Below are 18,288 nucleotides of genomic sequence, written 5' to 3' on the forward strand. Positions count from 1 at the left end.
GCAGTAGGTCATGATCCAATCAACACGCCCTAGGTGCGCCACTTGCCATAAAGTCGGCCGGAGCAGCAGGCTTCCCGGAAGCGGACGGGACTGGTAATATTCCCGCCCGATCTTTCGGTGAGCGGGGGCGAGTGTGCGCCCGTACTGCGGACGGGGCCGGGGACAGGGCCGGGGCGGCGGAATCAATGGCCTGGATCGGCGCTATGGCCGTTCCCACTCTCCTTCGTGGGCCCCTTCGGCACCTGATGTCCCTGCAGCAGCCCCGCCTCGTGGGCCATGACGGCCGCCTCGACCCGGTTCCGCGCTCCGAGCCGGGTCAGGATCGTGCTCACGTGGCCCTTCACCGTCCCCTCCACCAGGAACAGGCGCCGGGCGATCTCGCTGTTCGACATCCCCGCCGCCAGGAGCGCCAGGACCTCGCGTTCGCGCTCCGTGAGTCGGGCCAGCTTCTCCCGCGCCCTCAGGCGGCCCATCGAGCGGTCGTGGTCCATCCGGTTCAGCACCCGCCGCGTGACCTTCGGGGACAGGTAGGCGCCGCCGTCGGCCACCGCCCGGACGCCCAGCAGCAGCTCCCGGGGGTCGCCGGTCTTGAGCAGGAACCCGTCCGCGCCCTCGGACAGGGCCCGTGCGACGTACTCCTCCTCGCCGAAGGTCGTCAGGACGGCCACCCCGAGGCCCGGCGCAGCGCGCTTGATCTCGGCCGCCGCGTCCAGCCCGTTCATCCCCGGCATCCGGATGTCGAGGAGAACGACGTCGGGGCGGTGCGACAGCGCCAGGTCCACCCCCTCGCGCCCGTCGGAGGCCTCCGCCACCACCTCCACGCCGGTGTCCGCGTCGAGGATCGAGCGCACCCCGGCGCGGATCATCGCCTCGTCGTCCACCAGCAGGACCCGGATCACTCCCGGCCTGTCCACGCCCTCGCTCACCGCCCCACCGTCTCCGCCGACACCAGCTCTTCATCATCGAAGCACAGCCGGTAGCGCTCTCCGCCCCCGCCGAAGACCTCGTCGTCGGAGCGGTAGTAGACGCACTCCAGGCCGTCCGGGTCGGCGGGACGCCCTCCGCTCCCCAAGGGGCCGTCGTACAGGTCCCTCTCCGGCAGGGAGTCCTCCACCTCGGCGCGCGCTTGGCCGGGCTCCAGGGCCGCGAAGACCGACGGCTCCAGGGTGGCGGTCTTCGCCTGGTACACGGTGAAGGCGATCGAAGCGGCGTACCCGGCGGCGATCATGGCGAGGGGCAAGCCGACGGCGGCCGCGACCGCCCACCCGGCGCGGCGCCGGGCGCGCCGGAGGTGGGTGTCGGCCGCGTCCCCGCCACCGCCGGATCTCTCCGACCGGCCCTCCCATGCGCCTGGCACCGCGAGAGCCTCCGGCGCCTGAAGCGGAAGGCGCGCCGTCACCGTCCACCCGCCCCCGGCGGCGTCGGGGCCCGCGTCCAGGACGCCGCCGACCAGCCGCACCCGCTCTCGCAGGCTGACGAGCCCGGTTCCTCCGCTCGGCGCTTCGGCGGCGGGCGCGTCGGCCGCCGGGCCGGAGTCGTGCACCCGCACCGTTACCGCGCCGGGGGCGCTCTCGACCGAGACGCGCACGGCGGCGCCCGGTGCGTGCTTCGCGGCGTTGGTCAACGCCTCTTGGACGACGCGGTGCGCGGCGCGCTCGACGAGAACCGGGACATCGCGCAGGGCGCCGCCGTCGGTGAGCGCCACATCCATCCCCGATGCCCGCGCGCGCTCCGCGAGGTCGTCGAGCGCGGCCTCCCCGTCGCCGAGCGGGCCGAGCGGCGGCGCTTCAGGCGCGGCGTCGTCGCGCAGGACGCCGACCGCTTCGACGAGACGGTCGGCGGCCCGTCCGGCCGCCTCCCGAAGCTCCGCCGCCTGCCCCCGCCGCTCCTCGGAGAGGTCGGACGCCATCTCCAGGCCGCCCGCGCGCAGGGCCAGCAGGCTCAGCTCATGGCCGACCGCGTCGTGCAGGTCCTGGGCGATGCGGGACCGCTCGCGCATGCGGGCCCGCTCGGCGACGAGGCGGGCCTCGCGTTCCAGGCGCCGCGCGCGCTCCCAGCCCGCCCGCTCCAGGGCGGCGGCGCTACGCAGGTACAGGCCGACCAGCCACGGGAGCAGGAGGGTGAGCAGGACCAGCCCGCCGCCCACGACCCACATGCCGACCGGTTCCCCCGCGAGGACGAAGCGCAGCGCCCAGGCGGCCGTGCCGACGCAGTACAGCGCGGCCGCCGGGCGGGGGTCGGGGGAGAGGCGGCCGGTGAGGAGCGCGGCCACGGGGAGGGCGAGCAGCGACGGCGGCCACCACCAGGCCGCGAGCCCGGCCAGTGCGGCGCAGGCGAGCGCGGCGTGGCCGGGAGGGACGCGGAGGCGGGACAGGTGCATGCCGATGACGCTAGCCAGCGGTGATCACCGGCGTCACCTGTCGAAAGTAAGGAGACTTCTCCGCAGGTGGGGACCGGCGGGGCCGAGGGGGCCGATGAGGACCGCGGCCGCCCGGCGCCGCACCGGACTGGGGGCGTCGAAGCATTCCCGACCCGTACCAGGTGGGGCATCGGCGCGCCATGCGATGCTCGGTCGTGCACGGGGACCGCCGAGGGGAAGGAAAGGCGCAGCGGATGGGCGAGAGGCTGCTTTGGGTCGGGACCTACACGCGCGACTCCGAGCCGGCGGGGTGCGGCGTCGGCGTGTACCTCGCGTGGATGGACACCGAGAGCGGGCGGCTCGGCGGCGGCGGTGCGGCCGTGGAGGCGGCGGGGCCGTCGTTCCTGGCGATGCACCCGGACGGCGGCAAGGTGTACGCGGTGTCCGAGCGCATGGAGGGGGCCCTGTCCTGGTTCGCCGCCGGGGAGGGCTGGGCGTCGGTGACGCTGGGGGAGGCCCCGACCCGTGGCGCGGCGCCGTGCCATGTGCTGGTGCATCCGGCGGGCAAGCACGTGATCGCCGCGAACTACTTCAGCGGGTCGGTGAGCGTGCACTCGATCGAGGGGGACGCGGCTCCCGGCGCGGCCGTCGCCCTCCTGGAGGGGGAGGGGTCGGGGCCGGTCCCCGGCCGCCAGGAGGGGCCGCGGGCGCACAGCACGGCGATCGCGCCCGGCGGACGGCACCTGCTCATCGCCGACCTGGGGGCGGATGTGCTGCGGGTGCACCCGTTCGACGCGGACGATCCGGAGCCGGTGGGCGCGGCGCTGGAGCCCGTGCGCCTGGACCCGGGGACCGGGCCGAGGCACATGGCGGTGCATCCGGCGGGGGTCCTGTACGTGTCGGGGGAACTGGACGCGCGGGTGCACGTCCTCCAGTGGGAGCGGGACAAGGCGTCGGCATGGTCGCTGGGCGCGTTCGACGCGTCCCGGTTCAAGGGGGAGGCGGCGGCCGTCTACCCGAGTGAGGTGGCGCTCTCGGCGTCCGGAGACCGGTTGTACGTGGCGAACCGGGGTCCGGACACGGTGACGACCTTCGCGGTGGAGGAGGACGGCGCGTCGCTGCGCCCGTTGGGCGAATCCTCGACGGGTGGCAAGTGGCCCCGCCACTTCGCGGTGATGGGCGACCACATCGTGGTCGCGAACCAGAAGAGCGGAACGATCACGAGCATGCCGATCGACGAGAACGGAGTGGCCCAGGAGGCCGCCCATCGCTTGTCCATCCCCGACCCGGCATGCGTACTGCCGGTGGGGGAGTAGGGGCCAGATGAGGTCACCTCAGGAGCCCGAGGAGAGAGGGACCGATCCTGTCCGCAATAGAGGCGAGGCGAATCACTTTTTGATAACGTCCCGCGACGACGCAGGTCAATAAGAGTGCGCCCCGCGAACGCGGGGATGGACCGTGGTTGAGGTCTCCGGCTAGTACCCCGTACCCGTGCGCCCCGCGAACGCGGGGATGGACCGCCCGCGCCATGTCGCCGGAGACGATGCCGGTGGTGCGCCCCGCGAACGCGGGGATGGACCGGATCTCGACGACGGTGTGCCAGGCGGCGACGGGTGCGCCCCGCGAACGCGGGGATGGACCGGCCGTGGCTGTGACGACGGGCGGAGTCCAGGGGTACGCCCCGCATACACGGGGATGGACCGACGAAGGCCCGGTCTGGGCGTCGCCGAAATCCGTGAGCCCCGCAGACGCGGGGATGGACCGACGTCGGTGGGGTGCTGGGGGCAGCGGTCCTCGTGCTCCCCGCAAACGCGGGGATGGACCTGCCACACTGAGCCCTCGGGCGATCCCCCCGCCGTGCTCGCCGCCATCGCGGTGATGGACCGAGGAGCAGCTTGGGGTCCCAGTCCGTGACTCCGTTTCCCCTCACTTGCGGGGATGGACCTCGCGATCTGGGCGGCTGTGACGCCGTGGATGCGTGCTCCCCGCAACTGCGGGGGTGGTCCATCGCCCCCGCCATGTAGGCGGATATCCACACCGCTATCGCCATGACTGACGCCGATGGACGACCGCACTTACCCTGGAAGCCACGCACTGCGAGGAGGTCGACCGTGAGCGACGGCCGTACGCCCTACCACGACACCGACCCCGAGACCATCGAGGCCGTGTACGCCTCATACGGGCGCATGATGCGGGGTGCCCCGCCGCCCCCGGGGTCCGTCACCTTCCACGCCGACAGCGCTGAGGACCTGCTGCGGCAGCTCAACGAGCACCTCGGCCCACCGCCTCCCGAACCTGACGAGGAGCCCCCCGGTGCCGCGTCCGATCACGTTCGAGCCCCGCGCGCTGATGGCGCTGAAGGAGCTGCCGCTCAGTGAGCGTGCCGAGCTCACCCTCGGGCTGAACCGACTCGCGGTCGCCGACGATCCATACTCGGTCGCCGATCCCTACATGCCGGATGCCTCCGGACCGATGCTCTACCACGGGGTTCTGCACTTCGGCCGGAGCCGGATCGCGGTGGTGAGCCTGTACCAGGAGCACTTGCGGGTCATCTCCATCCGCCGCAATATCTGACTGCCACCTTCCCAGAGCAGGGAAGGGCGGGTGGATCGGGCTCCGGAACCATCCCACCTCTCTCATCCGCACCAGTGAGGGGGCCGACAAACCCCCGACTCCAAACCCTGTGGCTCGGCACAAGGGGAACTCAAGGCGACAAACCGGACAATGGGTTGCGTCCCCATCAACGCGGCGCCCTCCCCGGGCGCCCCCTGACCCGAGGACTCATCCATGGCCGAATCCCCTGCTCAGGCTGTTCGCTACCGCGGGCTCACCGCTCGTGACCTCGCGCTCGTCGCCGTCTTCGCGGCCCTTCTCGCGGCGTTGAGCATGCCTTTCGCCATCCCCGTCGGCCCGGTGCCGATCACCCTCCAGACCCTCGGCGTCATGCTCGCCCCCGCCATCCTCGGCGCCAAGCGCGGCACCCTCTCCATCCTCACCTTCCTCGCCCTCACCCTCGCCGGGCTCCCCCTCCTCCCCGGCGGGCGCGGCGGCATCGAGCCCTTCCTCGGCCCCACCGGCGGCTACCTCCTCGGCTGGGTCGTCGGCGCCCTCGTCATCGGCCTGCTCACCCAGACCCTCATGCGCCGCTACCGCTTCTGGGGCGGCTTCCTGATCAACATCGTCGGCGGCATCGGCGCCATCTACCTCGTCGGCGTCCCCTGGAGCGCCCTCTACCTCGGCGACACCCTCCTCGCGGGCTTCATCGGCGCGGGCGTCTTCCTCCCCGGCGACCTCGCCAAGGCCGTCCTCGCCGCCGCCATCGCCGCGGCCGTGCACCGCGCCTACCCGGTCCCGCCCGCTGGGCGGCGGGTCACGGGCGACCGCGACGCCGAGAACGCCGCGGGCCCCGACGCCGAGTCCGAGCACCCGCGCGCATGATCGAGCTGCGCGACGTCTCCCACGCCTACGGCGACCGTCCCGTCCTCCGAGGCATCAGCCTCGACCTCACCGAACACCGCATCGGGATCATCGGCGCCAACGGCTCGGGCAAGTCCAGCCTCGCCCGCACCCTCAACGGACTCGTCGTCCCCGACTCGGGCACCGTGCGGGTCGACGGCCGGGACACCCGCCGCGACCCGCGCGCCGCCCGCCGCCGGGTGGGCTTCGTCTTCTCCGACGCCTCCACCCAGATCCTCATGCCGACCGTCGCCGAGGACGTCGCCCTCGGCCTGCGCCGCGCTGGCCTGACCGCCGACGAGACCCGGACCCGGGTCGACGCCGTGCTGGACCGCCACGGCCTGCTCGACCACCGCGACCACCCGGCCCACCTGCTCTCCGGCGGCCAGAAGCAGATGCTCGCGCTCGCCTCGGTGCTGGTCACCAAACCCGACGTGCTGGTATGCGACGAGCCCACCACGCTGCTCGACATGCACAACGCCCGCGTCATCGAGCGCACCCTCCGTTCGCTGCCGCAGCGGCTCGTCCTGCTCACCCACCAGCTCGACATGCTCCAGGGCTTCGACCGCGTCCTGGTCATGGACGGCGGGCGGGTCGTGTTCGACGGCGCCCCGGACGAGGCCACCGCCCACTACACCGCCCTGATGGACGCCCGGGCGGCGAGCATGGAGCCGTCGAACCAAGGGGAGCGGGCGTGAACGTCCTCGGCCTCTTCGTCCCCGGCCGGTCGGTGCTGCACCGCCTCCCGGCCGGGGCCAAGCTCCTCGGACTCCTCGCCCTCGTCACCGTCCTCGTCGTGCTCGACGACCACCGCGCCGGACTCGTGGCGACCCCCGCCGCCGCCCTCGCCTGCCTGGCCGCCTACCCCGCCTCCGGCCTCGGCCTGCGCCGCCCCCTCCGCCTCCTCCTGCCGCTGCTGCCGTTCCTCGCCGTCATCGCGCTCTTCCAGACGCTCACCGGCGACCCCCGGGCCGCGTTCCGCGTCTGTCTGCTCCTGGTCGCCGCCGTCCTCGCGGCGGGCCTGGTCACCTTCACCACCCGCGTCAGCGCGATGCTCGACCTGTTCGAGCGCCTCGCCCGCCCGCTCGCCCCGCTCGGCGTGCGCCCCGACCGCGTCGCGCTCGTCCTCGCCCTGACGGTCCGCTCGGTGCCCATGGTCGCCGCGGCCTGGCAGGAGTCGCGGGACGCCTGCGCGGCGCGCGGCCTGCCCGCCTGGCCCCACCTCACGGTCGTCCCGGTCATCGTCGGCATGATCCGCACGGCCGAGGCGATGGGAGAGGCGATGACCGCGCGCGGGGTCGACTAGGGCGTGGTTCTCCGCTCGGGCTCTACTGCGCGGCGCCCAGGCGCGGCCCGCGACGCGTTCTCATCGGTCGACAGTGCGCTGACCGGCTCTTCCCCGGGGCGCATGACGCCACCGGTGCCCCTACGGACCTGATCCGAGAACCACCGCGCCAGGGGCGGACGCCCCGGGCCGCCTGCGGGACGGGCACGTCTGGCGCCGAAGTTAGCGCAATCGATATGAGCAGGTAGGAATCGGCAACTGTCGGACGTGCCAGCATTGGCACTACTACGCCATGGATTATGCGCTGTCGCGGGGGATCGCCCGCCTTTTGCCCGGTCGCGAAACGGCCTTGAGATGGGCCGCGGTCGCGGCCGCAGCCGTGCTCGCGGGCCCCATGGCCGCCGCCCTCGACCCTCCGCCCGCGCGCGCGGACACCGGGGCGCCGGAGTCCTCCACGCCGTCGGTGTTCGAGCCACCGTGGCGTGCTCCGGGCTCCCCCGCTCCCGAAGGCGGCGAGGCCGCCCTCGCCGCCGACACCGAAGGCGACCTCGTCCGGGAACTGGACGCCTACCGCGCCGAGATCCACGGGGACTTCTCCGTCGCCGTCGTCGAACTGGAGAGCGGTGCGGCGTTCGGCTACCGCTCCGAAGAACCGTTCACTCCGGGAAGCGTCGTCAAACTCGACGTCCTCACCATTCTCCTCCTCCAGGCCCAGGCGGAAGGGCGTCCCCTCGACGAGGCGGAGCGCTCGCTCGCCAAAGCCGCGATCGGCTACAGCGACAACGACGCCGCCGACGGCCTCTTCAAGCGCATCGGCATGTACGTCGGGTTCCAGGAGGGCCGTGACCGGCTCGGCCTGACCAGCGCCGGGGACCGCCTGGGCGGCCGGTGGGGCCTCGCCTCCACCACCGCACGCGAGCGCCTCACCCTGCTGCGCGCCATCTACGCCGGTGAGGGCCCGATGGCCGCCGAATACCGGGAGACCGCGCGCGGGTTCCTCTCCGCCGTCGCCCCGGAACAGGCCTGGGGCGTCTCCGCCGCCGACCGGGGAGGCGGCGCCGAGCTCAAGAACGGGTGGGTGCCGGTGGAGTCGGACGGCGGCCGCTGGGCGGTCAACAGCACGGGCCGGATCGTCGCCGACGACGGGCGCACCTACCTCGTCGCGGTGCTCTCCTCCGGCCACCCCGGCTACGGGTCGGGCGTCGAGTGCACCGAACACGTCGCCGAGACCGTGGTGGGCGCGCTGGCCGCCGACATCGCCCGCCAGGCCCCGCGCGGTCCCGTCGGGAGCGCCTGACTAGGGTGATCGGGTATCCGTCGTGAAGGAACGGGAGCCGCCCATGCCCGCAACCGCGCTTGAGATCGACCTTCGTTCGGACACCATGACCCGGCCCACCCCCGGGATGCGCCGCGCCATGGCCGACGCGGAGGTCGGCGACGACGTGTTCGAGGAGGACCCCACCGTCCTCGCCCTTGAGGAGCGGACCGCCGAGCTCCTGGGGAGGGAGGCCGCGCTCTACACCCCCTCGGCGCACATGGCCAACCAGATCGCGGCGTACCTGGCCGGGCGCAGCGGTGACGAGATCTGGGCGCACGAGCTGGCGCACATCCTCGGCAACGAGCAGGGCGGCACGTCGGTGCTGTCCCGCCTGCTGCCCCGGACCTTCTCCGGGCCGGACAGCACGCCGCCTCAGGAGTGGCTGGAGCGCCTCATCAAGGGGACGGACGACGTGCACCGCGCCCAGCCGGCGCTGGTCTGCATGGAGAACACCTTCACCGGGCGCGTCATGCCCTTGGAGGGCCAGGCGCGCGTGTCCGCGTTCGCGCACCAGCACGGGTTGAAGGCACACCTGGACGGTTCGCGGCTGTGGAACGCGGCGACGGCGCTGGGCGTGAGCCTCGCCGAAGCGGCGGCGGGCCCGGACACGGTGACCGTCTGCTTCTCGAAGGGGCTGGGCGCCCCGGTCGGCGCCGCCCTGGTGTCGGACCGCGACACCATCCGCCGCGCGCGCCGGGCGCGGAAGCTGCTGGGCGGGGGCATGCGCCAGGCGGGCATCATCGCGGCCGGGGCCCTGTACGCGCTCGACCACCACCTGGAGCGCCTGGTCGACGACCACGCGCGGGCGGAGCGCTTGGCGGCGTCCCTGAGCGCGGCCCCGGGGCTGTCGGCCGAGGCCCTGACGAACATGGTGATCGCCAAGACCGAGCCGGGCGAGGCCCCGAAGCTGGCCGAGCTGGCGGGCGCCCACGGGGTGGGCTGCATCGCCATCGCCCCGGACACGGTCCGGATGGTCGTGCACCTGGACGTCGATGAAGCCGACATCACCGAGGCGGCAGCCAGGATCACCAAGGCGGCAGAGGCGCTGGCCGCCTGAGCCGAGGTAAACGGATGGGGGACCGCCGGAAGGCGGTCCCCCATCCGTGTGATCGGCGCTGCGCCTGCGGGGGTTTCCGGTGCCTGCTCCTGCCGCTCGGTTCCGAGGAGCCCTCCCCGCGGCTGCGGGGAGCACCAGTTCTACCGGACCCTACGCGACGTGGGCGCCGGTCCACCCCCGCGCTTGCGGGGCGCACGTCACGGGGCGCCGGCACAGGGCGCCCCGTGTAGGTCCATCCCCGCGCTTGCGGGGCGCACTCTTACTGACCTGCGTCCTTGTGGGGCGTTACCGAAAAGCAACCAGCCACGCGCCCCTCATGGACAGGTCCTGTCCTCAATCGCTCACCCCCTGTCTCACGAAAGCGCCGGGCCAGAGAACACCCTCCCCAGCCCGACGCCCTCGCAACCGTCGCCTTCCTCAGCGCAGGAGCACCAACACCCCCTACGCCGACGGCAGCTCCACCAGTTCCGCCAGGAGCGCCCTATGCCGGTCCGCCGTGCCCAGGGCGATCGCCGCGCTCTTGGTCCGCTTCAAATACAGGTGCGCCGGGTGTTCCCACGTGAAACCGATGCCGCCGTGCAGCTGCACCGCCTCCTCCGCCGCCTTCACCGCCACGCCCGACACGAACGCCTGGGCCATCGACGCGTTGATCCGCGCCTCCTCGCTCTCCTGGCCCGCCGTGTCGGCCGCCGCGCGCACCACCGCCCTCGCCTGGGTGATCGACACCCACAGGTCGGCCAGCCGGTGCTTCAGCGCCTGGAACGACCCCACCGGACGCCCGAACTGGGTGCGGGTCTTCAGGTAGGCCACCGTCGTCTCCAGCGCCCACTCCGCCGCGCCCAGCTGCTCGGCCGCCAGCAGGGCCGCACCCGTCCGCAGCGCCCGGGCCACCGCGCGCTCGGCCGCCTCGCCCGACGCCAGCAGCCGCCCCGGCGCCCCGTCCAGCCCCACGTCCGCCAGCGGGCGGGTCAGGTCCAGCGTGGTCAACGCCGTGACGTCCGCGTCCGCCGCCTCCACCAGGTACAGCTCCGACCCGCCGGGCCCGAGCGCGGGCACCAGCAGCACGTCGGCCGACAGCGCGTCCACCACGCCGCCCACCGTCCCGGTCAGGCGGCCGCCCTCGGCGCGCACCACCGCCGGGAACGCCGCCCCCGACGGGGGAGCCGTGGCCAGCGGCACCGCGAGGGAGCCCCACGCGTCGCCGGAGGCCAGGGAGCGCAGCGCCTCGGGCGCGGCCGCGGTGTCGGCCTCCACCCCGGTGCTGCCCTTCTCCGCCAGCGCGGCGACCTCCAGCAGCGCCGAGGTCGCCAGCACCGCGCTGCCGAGGAACGGGACCGGCGCCACCGCCCGCCCCAGCTCCTCGGCGACCACCGACGCCTCCCGCCAGGTGGCCCCGGCTCCGCCGAACTCCTCGGGCACCGGCAGCCCGACCGCGCCCAGCCCCGCCAGCTCCTTGGCCAGCGCACCGTCGGCGACCTGGTCGGTCTCCACCCGGGCGAGCACCGCCTCGGCGGGCGACTTGTCCGCCAGCAGCGCCCGCACGCTGGCGCGCAGCTCCTCCTCGACCTCGCCGTAGAGCAGGTCCACCGCGGCCTCGTTCCCTTCGGCGTTCCCGTCAGCGCTCATTTCGGCAGGTCCTTCCACGCGACGTCCTTGTCCACCCGGGGCTCGCCGGGCAGCCCGAGGATGCGCTCGGCGATGATGTTGCGCAGGATCTCCGTGGTCCCGCCCTCGATGGAGTTGCCCTTGCTGCGCAGGTAGTGGAAACCGGCGTCGCGCTTGGCGAAGCCGACCCCCTCGGGGCGGCGGAAGGTCCAGTCGTCGTAGAGCAGCCCCTCCTGCCCCAGCAGCTCCAGCTCCAGGCCGGAGATCTCCTGGTTCAGGCGGGAGAAGGCGTACTTGGCGGCCGACCCCTCCGGGCCGGGCTGGCCGACGGCGAGCTGCTGGCGCAGCCGCTCCTTGGTCATCCGCGCCGCCTCGGCCTCCACCCACAGCCGCATGAGCGCGTCGTGCGTGCCCGCCGTGCGCAGCTCGGGCCGCTCGCGCCAGATGCCGGACACGATCCCGATGAGCCCGCCCTCGCGCGGGTCGGGCTGGCCGCCGATGGCCACCCGCTCGTTCATCAGGGTGGTCTGGGCGACCTTCCACCCCTGGCCGACCTCGCCGAGCCGCAGGTCGTCCGGCAGGTGCACGTCGGTCAGGTACACCTCGTTGAACTCGGCCTCGCCGGTGATCTGCCGCAGCGGCCGCACCTCGACCCCCTCGGCCCGCATGTCGCAGACGAAGTAGGTCATCCCGGCGTGCTTGGGCACGTCCGGGTCGGTGCGGGTGACGAGGATGGCCCACCGCGCCTGGTGGGCCAGGGACGTCCACACCTTCTGCCCGTTGACCGTCCAGCCGTCGCCGTCGCGCACCGCGCGCGTGCCCAGCGCCGCCAGGTCCGACCCGGCGCCCGGCTCGCTGAACAGCTGGCACCACACCTCCTCGCCGGTGTACAGCGGCTTGAGGAAGCGCTCGCGCTGCTCGGGCGTGCCGAAGGCGAGGATGGTGGGCGCGGCCATCCCCAGCCCGATCACCAGCCCTTCGCGGCCCTCGGGGGCGGCGCCCAGGCGGGCGAACTCGTCGTCGACGACGGACTGCAGCGCGCGCGGCGCGCCCAGGCCGCCCGTGCCCTCGGGGAAGTGGACCCAGGCGAGACCGGCGTCGAAGCGCGCGGCCAGGAACTCCTTCTGCCCGGTGGTCGCGGGGTCGTGCGCGGCGACGAATTCGGCGACCCGCCGCCGCAGTTCGGCGGCGTCGAGCGCCGCCCCTTCGGTGACCGTTGACATGGAACCTCCGTGGGACCGCTGGGGTGGGGACGGTGCGTCAGTCCAGGGGCCCGCCGGCCACGTAGATGACCTGTCCCGAGACGAACCCGGCCTCCTCGCCGGTGAGGAAGGCGATGGTGTTGGCGATGTCCTCGGGGCGCCCGGTGCGGCGGACCGGGATGTTGCCCGCGGCCGCCTTCTTGAAGTCCTCGAAGTCCATCCCGACGCGCGCGGCGGTGGCCGCCGTCATGTCGGTCTCGATGAACCCGGGGGCCACGGCGTTGGCGGTGACGCCGAACTTGCCCAGCTCGATCGCGAGGGTCTTGGTGAAGCCCTGCATCCCGGCCTTGGCGGCCGAGTAGTTGACCTGCCCCCTGTTGCCCTGGGCGGAGCTGCTCGACAGGTTGACGATGCGCCCGAAGCCCGCCTCGGTCATGTGCGCCTGGGCGGCGCGGGTCATCAGGAACGCGCCGCGCAGGTGCACGTTGAGCACGGTGTCCCAGTCGTCCTCGCTCATCTTGAAGATGAGGTTGTCGCGGATGACGCCGGCGTTGTTCACCAGGATGACGGGCGGCCCCAGCCGCTCGGCGACGGTCGCCACCGCCCGGTCGACCTGCGCGGCGTCGGACACGTCGGCGCCGACCGCGATGGCCTCGCCGCCGTCGGCGGTGATGGCCTCGGCGGTGCGCTGGGCGTCCGACTCGTTCAGGTCGAGCACGGCGACGGCGCGCCCCTCGGCGGCCAGGCGGCGCGCCGTGGCGGCGCCGATGCCGCGGGCGCCGCCGGTGACCAGGGCGACGCGGCGGGGGGTCTCGGCCATGGGAACCTCCTTGTGGGAACGGGTGTCGAGTGGTCCAGGACACATCCGGGGCGATCCTACCGAGCGGGACCGACCGAGCGGTATGTGGGGGTGGGGCCGGGCGTGACCGAGATCGCGCCGCGGTGCCCCGCCCCGCGCGGATCGGCTCCGGTACGGCCGGTTTCCGCCCCGGACCCCGGGGCCCAGGGGGCCGGGGCGGCCCGTTCGTGCGGCGTCGCGCACACGGCGGACGCTACGGTGGAGGCGGCGGACCCGCGCGCCGACGGGCCGCGCCAGGGCGGTCAGCCACCCCGTTCCGCCCGCACCGCATCCCCGGCTGAAAGGCGATGGCGTTGTTCGACGCCCACCTGCACATCATCGACCCCCGATTCCCGACGGTGGCCAACGACGGATTCACCCCCGAGCCGTTCACCGTCCAGGACTACCGGGAGCGCACCGCGCCGCTGGGCGTCACCGGCGGCGCCGTGGTCGCCGGGTCCTACCAGGGCACCGACCAGGAGCACCTGCTGGCCGCGCTGCGGGAGATGGGGCCCACCTTCGTCGGCGTCGCCCAGCTCCCGCCGGACACCTCCGACTCCCAGCTGCGCGACCTGCACGCGGCCGGGGTGCGGGCGCTCCGCTTCAACCTGCACCGGGGCATGGCCCGCGACCTGGACGCCCAGGTCCAGCTCGGGCTGCGCGCCGCCGACCTGCTCGGCTGGCCCTCGGAGTTCTACATCGACTCCCGCAGGCTGCCGGAGATCTCCTCGCTGATCTCCCCGCTGCCCCGGGTCGCCGTGGACCACCTGGGTCTGTCCGCCGAAGGGCTGCCCGCCCTGCTCGACCTGGTCGCCTCCGGCGCACGGGTCAAGGCGACCGGTTTCGGCCGGGGCGACCTGGACGTGCCCGAGGCGCTGCGGGCCATCGCCGGGGTGAACCCCGGCGCGCTGATGTTCGGCACCGACCTGCCCTCGACCCGGGCCGACCGCCCCTTCCGCGACTCCGACGCCGACCTGGTCGCCGAAGCCCTCGGGGCCGACCTGGCCGAGCGCGCCCTGTCCACCAACGCCCGCGAGTTCTACGGCATCGCCTCCCGTGCGCACGTGGCCTGACGGCGCCGCACGGTGGGGCCCGTAGGGGCCCCACCCCCACATCCGGGCCGGGCCGCACCGGACCGCGCGGCAGCGGCCGGTCCCGGCCGTCCGGCCCTCGATCGTCACCGAGCGTGACGGGCGTGCGCGGAGGCTCCGCCACGCCCTTGCCGGGGGGTGGCCCACGCGTCCCGCGCCCGAAACTGCGCGTTCGCCTCCAATTACTTTCGGTAGCAGTATGATGGCGCCCGCCCACCCGGTCCGGGCGCACGGAGGGGCGTCCCCCACCGCACCCGTGGGGCTGGCACCACCGAGGCGGTAGGGGTCGCTGGTGACTACGTGCAGTGACGAAAATCGGCCGGTAATCCGGGTATCGTTACGCTACGAGGTCGATCGGTCGGTTGTGCGGAGAAGGTCGGGGGTGGGTTGGCGGTGATCGTCGTCGCGCACCGGGGCGCCTCCGCGTACGCGCCGGAGAACACGCTCGCCGCCCTGGAGGCCGCGCCGCGGCTCGGCGCGCACATGGCCGAGATCGACGTGCGCCGCACCGCCGACGGGGAGCTCGTCGTCGTGCACGACCCCACGCTGGCCCGCACCACCGACGCCGCGCTGCGCTTCCCGGGGCGGCGCCCCTGGCGCGTCCAGGACTTCACCCTCGCCGAGATCCGCAGCCTCGACGCCGGGTACTGGTTCTCCGACCGCTACGCCGGGCAGCGCGTGCCCACCCTGGGAGAGGCGCTCGACGTGCTGCGCCAGCACGGCTGCGGCGCCCTCGTCGAGCTGAAGGTGCAGCGGCGCGACCCGCTGCTGGGCTCGCGCGTGCTGGAGTTCCTCGCCCGGGACCCCTACTGGCGCGGCGCGCGCCGCGACGGCACCCTCATGCTGCAGAGCTTCGACTGGGTCGTGCTGCGCGCGCTGACCGAGTCGCTCCCCGGCCTGTGCACCGCCGCCCTCGGCCGCCCCTACGGGCGGATCGGGCTGCGCCGCCTGGCCCGCTACGCGCGCCAGGTCCACCCGCACCACCTCCGGGTCACCGCCCCGTATGTGCGCCAGGTCCACGACCAGGGGATGGGAATGTTCGGCTGGACCGTCAACCACCCCGGGGCCATCCGGCGGCTGGTGCGCGACGGCGTGGACGGCATCATCACCGACTACCCCGACCGGGTGGCCGGAGAGGCGCTCCTGGCCGCCTGAGGCGCACGCCTCGGCCCCGCTCGGGCCGACCTGGGCCCCGGAAAGCCCGGCCGTGCCGCCGATCCGCCCCCTCCACCTGGGGCTTCGCGGCCGCCGAAGAAAGTACGAGGATGAACTATCGGAATCCCCTGAACCGGCGCGCCCGGTGTCCTAGGATGCGTGCATGAGGAAGATGCACGTGCATATGGGCCGTGCGCGAAGCGCCTCGGCCGCCGGGAGCCGGTGTCCGCAGCCGGGAGCGGCCATGGAGCTCGGGACTCGACACGACTGCGAGGGGATCGCGGTGAGCGGACCGTCACGGGAAGGGGCACTGCCGGGCGGCGGGACGGAGACGGCCCCGGCGGGAGGTGCGGTGGGAGGGGTGGGCGCGGCCCCCTGGTGGCCGGAGGCGCTGCGGTCGGGTGAGCCCCCCGCGAGCATCGCGGTGGAGGTCGCCCACGGGCGCGGAGACGTCGCCTTCGACCTTCCGGCCGCGCCCGGCGCGCCGGGCGCGGCGCGCGAGATCGGCGCCCGGGTCCTCGGGGTCTGGGGGATGGGCGGGTTCGTCGGCGACGCCGAGCTGGTCCTGTCCGAACTGGTCACCAACGCCGTCCGGCACGGCACCCCGGGGGAGGTCGCCTCGTACGGATATGGGAACGTTATCCGCATCCGCTTCCTACGCCGCGGCCGCCAAGCGGTCTGCGCCGTCCAGGACCCCTCCGCCCGCGTCCCCGCCCCCCGCGAACCCGACCTGCTGCTGGAGACGGGGAGGGGATTGCACCTGGTCGGGTGCTTTTCCCGAGAGTGGGGCGTGGTGCCCGTCCCGCCCCGCGGCAAGTACGTCTGGGCGCTGTTCGACTGATCCCGCGCCTCCCGCCGCCACCGCGCCGACGTGCACTGACCCCTGCCGCACCCCTCCGGTGAGAGCGGTCCCACCCGCCGCCGACCGAACACGCGTCCGCGTCGGCGCTATCGTGGGGGGATGCAGGAGTGAGTTCCACGGCGCCCGGCCGCCGCGCGGCCGACGACAGGGCGGCGCCGGACGGCCACGTCTGGGGAGGCAGCGGTCATGAGCGGCATCGCGCGCATCAAGCAGGGCGCCGGCCCGACCGTGCGCCGAATGCTGCTCGGATCGGAGCTGCGCAAGTACCGGGAGAAGGCCGGTATCTCGCGCGGCGAGGCCGGCCACCACATCCGCGGCTCGGAATCCAAGATCAGCCGCATGGAGCTGGGCCGTGTCGGGTTCAAGGCGCGCGACGTGGAGGACCTGCTCCTGCTCTACGGTGTCGCCGACCGCGACCTCATCCGCACCATGGGCCAGATGGCCCGGGACACCAACAAGCCCGGCTGGTGGCAGCAGTACGGTGAGGCGCTGCCCAACTGGTTCCAGGTCTACGTCGGCCTGGAGGAGGCGGCCAGCCGCATCCGGGTCTACGAGGCCCAGTTCATCCACGGCCTGCTGCAGACCGAGGAGTACGCCCGCGCGGTCATCAACGGCGGCGTCGGCCTGCCCGACCAGGCCACCGAGGACCGCGTCAAGGTGCGCATGCGGCGCCAGCGGCGGCTCGACGAGCCCAACGTGAAGCTGTGGTCCATCCTCGACGAGGCCGCCGTGCGGCGCCCCGTCGGCGGGCCCGAGCTGATGCGCCGCCAGATGCAGCGCCTGGTGGAGCTGTGCGACCACCCGCACATCACGCTGCAGATCGTCCCGTTCAGCGCCGGGGTGCACGCGGCCGAGGCCGGGTCCTTCTCCATCCTGCGCTACCCCGACTTCGAGCTGTCCGACATCGTCTACGTCGAGCACCTGACCGGCTCGCTCTGCCTGGACAAGCGAGCCGAGGTCGACGCCTACACCATGGCCATGGAGAAGCTCAGCGTGATCGCCTGCCCGCCCAACGAGACGCAGGAGATCCTCAAGGACATGGTCGACGAGTTCTAGCGCCTGCCGGGACCGGCGCCACGGGGGCGCCACGGGGGCGGAGAGGCGAACGCCCCGCCCCGGTGTGCGTCGGGGCGGGGCCGAGGGGAGCGAGAGCTCCGTCCCCCGCTCTGGCCGTCCGGAGCTCCCTCCGCGGCCCGCGGGGTCAGGCCGCGGATCGTCGCGAGGGGCGGGTCAGCTCAGGAAGTTGTCGAAGTCGCCGTCCTTGGCGCCCAGGATCAGGGCGTCGATCTCGGCCTGGGTGTAGACCAGCGCCGGTCCACCCGGGAACCGGGAGTTGCGCACCGCGATCGAGCCGTCGGTGAGCCTGGCCATCTCCACACAGGAGCCGCGGGAGTTGCTGCGCTGGCTCTTCTGCCAGGCGGCGCCCGTGAGCTCGGTGGCGGGAATGCCGTTGTACGCGCTCATGATGCTGCGTTCCTCCTTCAACCTTGTGTGTCGCGGTGTTATGCAAGTGTCGATGCACGTGCATTAGCACCGTACTTTGATCAGGATAGCGCACGTGCATCCGCTGCGCGGGGTGCTTTCTCCGGATGTAGGCGGCTTGTAAGCACGTGCAATCCCCCGGTTCGGGATTGCGCGAAAACGGGCCCCGCCGTTCGGCGGGGCCCGAGGGCGCCGCGCCCGGGGCGGGCGCGGCGGGTGGTCCGGGGGTCAGGAGCAGCCGAGGCCGCTGCGCAGGGTCTCCAGGTTGGCGCGCATGACCGAGGGGTAGTCGTCGCCGGGGGAGTCGTCGGTGATGCCCTCGATGGGGTCGAGCACCGCGGTCTCGGCGCCCGCCTCGTCCGCGATCGTCTCGGCGACCGCCGGGCTCACCAGGGTCTCGGTGAACACGGTGCTCACGTCGTGCTCCTCGACCAGGTCGGCCACCTCGGCGATGCGGGCGGGGGAGGGCTCGGTCTCGGGGTCCAGGCCCGAGATGCCGATCTGCTCCAAGTCGTGGGCGTCGGCCAGGTAGCCGAAGGCGGCGTGGTTGACCACCAGCTCGCGGCTGGCGCACCCGG

General features: G+C 73.6%; 18 protein-coding genes. 11 read left to right on the forward strand and 7 right to left on the reverse strand.

All coding sequences use genetic code 11. The features are described 5' to 3' along the window. Positions 1–182: 182 nt before the first annotated feature. Together D476_RS0102660 and D476_RS0102665 are read right to left on the reverse strand one after the other, a co-directional pair. Complete coding sequence (locus D476_RS0102660) at positions 183–899, reverse strand: response regulator (RefSeq protein WP_051061565.1); 717 nt, start codon at positions 897–899, stop codon at positions 183–185. 23 nt (positions 900–922) lie between these two features. Continuing rightward, on the reverse strand, positions 923–2,380 hold the full coding sequence (locus D476_RS0102665) for a sensor histidine kinase (RefSeq protein ID WP_017622440.1): 1,458 nt from the start codon (positions 2,378–2,380) through the stop codon (positions 923–925). Positions 2,381–2,613: 233 nt separating this feature from the next. Between D476_RS0102665 and D476_RS0102670 the strand changes: the two genes are divergently transcribed. From D476_RS0102670 to D476_RS0102700, 7 genes are all read left to right on the forward strand, one after another. Next, entirely contained in the window at positions 2,614–3,675 is a 1,062-nt protein-coding gene (locus tag D476_RS0102670; protein ID WP_017622441.1) for a lactonase family protein, read from the forward strand. 997 nt (positions 3,676–4,672) lie between these two features. After that, a complete protein-coding gene (locus D476_RS0102675; protein WP_017622442.1) occupies positions 4,673–4,933 on the forward strand; it encodes a hypothetical protein in 261 nt (86 codons plus the stop codon). A 213-nt stretch (positions 4,934–5,146) separates the two neighbouring features. Continuing rightward, the gene (locus tag D476_RS0102680) at positions 5,147–5,797 is read left to right on the forward strand and encodes a biotin transporter BioY (protein WP_026123161.1); all 651 of its coding nucleotides are present in this window, start codon (positions 5,147–5,149) and stop codon (positions 5,795–5,797) included. Further along, on the forward strand, positions 5,794–6,513 hold the full coding sequence (locus D476_RS0102685) for an energy-coupling factor ABC transporter ATP-binding protein (protein ID WP_017622444.1): 720 nt from the start codon (positions 5,794–5,796) through the stop codon (positions 6,511–6,513). The genes D476_RS0102680 and D476_RS0102685 overlap by 4 nt, the downstream gene beginning before the upstream one ends. Then, positions 6,510–7,121 carry a CbiQ family ECF transporter T component gene (locus D476_RS0102690; protein ID WP_017622445.1) on the forward strand — a complete coding sequence of 204 codons (612 nt, stop codon included), beginning with the start codon at positions 6,510–6,512 and terminating at the stop codon, positions 7,119–7,121. Before D476_RS0102685 ends, D476_RS0102690 begins: the two co-directional genes overlap by 4 nt. Before the next feature lie 328 nt (positions 7,122–7,449). Further along, on the forward strand, positions 7,450–8,397 hold the full coding sequence (locus D476_RS0102695; RefSeq protein ID WP_239648578.1) for a class A beta-lactamase-related serine hydrolase: 948 nt from the start codon (positions 7,450–7,452) through the stop codon (positions 8,395–8,397). A 43-nt stretch (positions 8,398–8,440) separates the two neighbouring features. Next, positions 8,441–9,475 (forward strand): threonine aldolase family protein, encoded by a 1,035-nt coding sequence (locus D476_RS0102700; protein WP_017622447.1) that lies wholly within the window; start codon positions 8,441–8,443, stop codon positions 9,473–9,475. Positions 9,476–9,916: 441 nt separating this feature from the next. On the opposite strand, the gene D476_RS0102705 is transcribed toward D476_RS0102700, so the two are convergent. Genes D476_RS0102705 through fabG form a run of 3 tightly spaced genes read right to left on the reverse strand, consistent with a single transcriptional unit; the run spans position 9,917 to position 13,102 of the window. Continuing rightward, positions 9,917–11,101 (reverse strand): acyl-CoA dehydrogenase family protein, encoded by a 1,185-nt coding sequence (locus D476_RS0102705; RefSeq protein WP_017622448.1) that lies wholly within the window; start codon positions 11,099–11,101, stop codon positions 9,917–9,919. Then, on the reverse strand, positions 11,098–12,303 hold the full coding sequence (locus D476_RS0102710) for an acyl-CoA dehydrogenase family protein (protein ID WP_017622449.1): 1,206 nt from the start codon (positions 12,301–12,303) through the stop codon (positions 11,098–11,100). The genes D476_RS0102705 and D476_RS0102710 overlap by 4 nt, the downstream gene beginning before the upstream one ends. A 37-nt stretch (positions 12,304–12,340) precedes the next feature. Then, positions 12,341–13,102, reverse strand: a complete 762-nt coding sequence (gene fabG, locus D476_RS0102715; RefSeq protein ID WP_017622450.1) for a 3-oxoacyl-ACP reductase FabG — start codon at positions 13,100–13,102, stop codon at positions 12,341–12,343. A gap of 326 nt (positions 13,103–13,428) precedes the next feature. Here fabG and D476_RS0102720 point away from each other — a divergent pair, with 326 nt between their 5' ends. The 4 genes from D476_RS0102720 (at position 13,429) to D476_RS0102735 (ending at position 17,284) form a co-directional block, all read left to right on the forward strand. Then, positions 13,429–14,193, forward strand: coding sequence for an amidohydrolase family protein (locus tag D476_RS0102720; protein ID WP_017622451.1), 765 nt, complete (start codon positions 13,429–13,431; stop codon positions 14,191–14,193). Between the two features lie 411 nt (positions 14,194–14,604). Further along, positions 14,605–15,366 carry a glycerophosphodiester phosphodiesterase gene (locus tag D476_RS0102725; protein WP_026123162.1) on the forward strand — a complete coding sequence of 254 codons (762 nt, stop codon included), beginning with the start codon at positions 14,605–14,607 and terminating at the stop codon, positions 15,364–15,366. Between the two features lie 361 nt (positions 15,367–15,727). Next, entirely contained in the window at positions 15,728–16,207 is a 480-nt protein-coding gene (locus D476_RS0102730; protein WP_017622453.1) for an ATP-binding protein, read from the forward strand. A 207-nt stretch (positions 16,208–16,414) separates the two neighbouring features. Next, positions 16,415–17,284 carry a helix-turn-helix domain-containing protein gene (locus tag D476_RS0102735; protein ID WP_017622454.1) on the forward strand — a complete coding sequence of 290 codons (870 nt, stop codon included), beginning with the start codon at positions 16,415–16,417 and terminating at the stop codon, positions 17,282–17,284. A 174-nt stretch (positions 17,285–17,458) separates the two neighbouring features. Here the strand turns inward: D476_RS0102735 and D476_RS0102740 are convergent, their stop codons facing one another. Further along, positions 17,459–17,692: a DUF397 domain-containing protein gene (locus D476_RS0102740; protein ID WP_017622455.1), complete on the reverse strand. Its 234-nt coding sequence runs from the start codon at positions 17,690–17,692 to the stop codon at positions 17,459–17,461. A gap of 246 nt (positions 17,693–17,938) precedes the next feature. Further along, positions 17,939–18,288: metal ABC transporter solute-binding protein, Zn/Mn family (locus D476_RS0102745; RefSeq protein ID WP_017622456.1), on the reverse strand; the 350-nt coding region annotated here is incomplete at its 5' end.

The organism is Nocardiopsis chromatogenes YIM 90109 (assembly GCF_000341185.1).
In the GTDB taxonomy this organism is placed as follows: domain Bacteria; phylum Actinomycetota; class Actinomycetes; order Streptosporangiales; family Streptosporangiaceae; genus Nocardiopsis_A; species Nocardiopsis_A chromatogenes.

Excerpts from the sequence above, each read along its gene's own strand:
- D476_RS0102665 (WP_017622440.1), bottom strand. The coding sequence starts at position 2,380 with ATGCACCTGTCCCGCCTCCGCGTCCCTCCCGGCCACGCCGCGCTCGCC.
- D476_RS0102670 (WP_017622441.1), top strand. The coding sequence starts at position 2,614 with ATGGGCGAGAGGCTGCTTTGGGTCGGGACCTACACGCGCGACTCCGAG.
- D476_RS0102680 (WP_026123161.1), top strand. The coding sequence starts at position 5,147 with ATGGCCGAATCCCCTGCTCAGGCTGTTCGCTACCGCGGGCTCACCGCT.
- D476_RS0102685 (WP_017622444.1), top strand. The coding sequence starts at position 5,794 with ATGATCGAGCTGCGCGACGTCTCCCACGCCTACGGCGACCGTCCCGTC.
- D476_RS0102700 (WP_017622447.1), top strand. The coding sequence starts at position 8,441 with ATGCCCGCAACCGCGCTTGAGATCGACCTTCGTTCGGACACCATGACC.
- D476_RS0102705 (WP_017622448.1), bottom strand. The coding sequence starts at position 11,101 with ATGAGCGCTGACGGGAACGCCGAAGGGAACGAGGCCGCGGTGGACCTG.
- D476_RS0102710 (WP_017622449.1), bottom strand. The coding sequence starts at position 12,303 with ATGTCAACGGTCACCGAAGGGGCGGCGCTCGACGCCGCCGAACTGCGG.
- fabG (WP_017622450.1), bottom strand. The coding sequence starts at position 13,102 with ATGGCCGAGACCCCCCGCCGCGTCGCCCTGGTCACCGGCGGCGCCCGC.
- D476_RS0102720 (WP_017622451.1), top strand. The coding sequence starts at position 13,429 with ATGGCGTTGTTCGACGCCCACCTGCACATCATCGACCCCCGATTCCCG.
- D476_RS0102735 (WP_017622454.1), top strand. The coding sequence starts at position 16,415 with ATGAGCGGCATCGCGCGCATCAAGCAGGGCGCCGGCCCGACCGTGCGC.
- D476_RS0102740 (WP_017622455.1), bottom strand. The coding sequence starts at position 17,692 with ATGAGCGCGTACAACGGCATTCCCGCCACCGAGCTCACGGGCGCCGCC.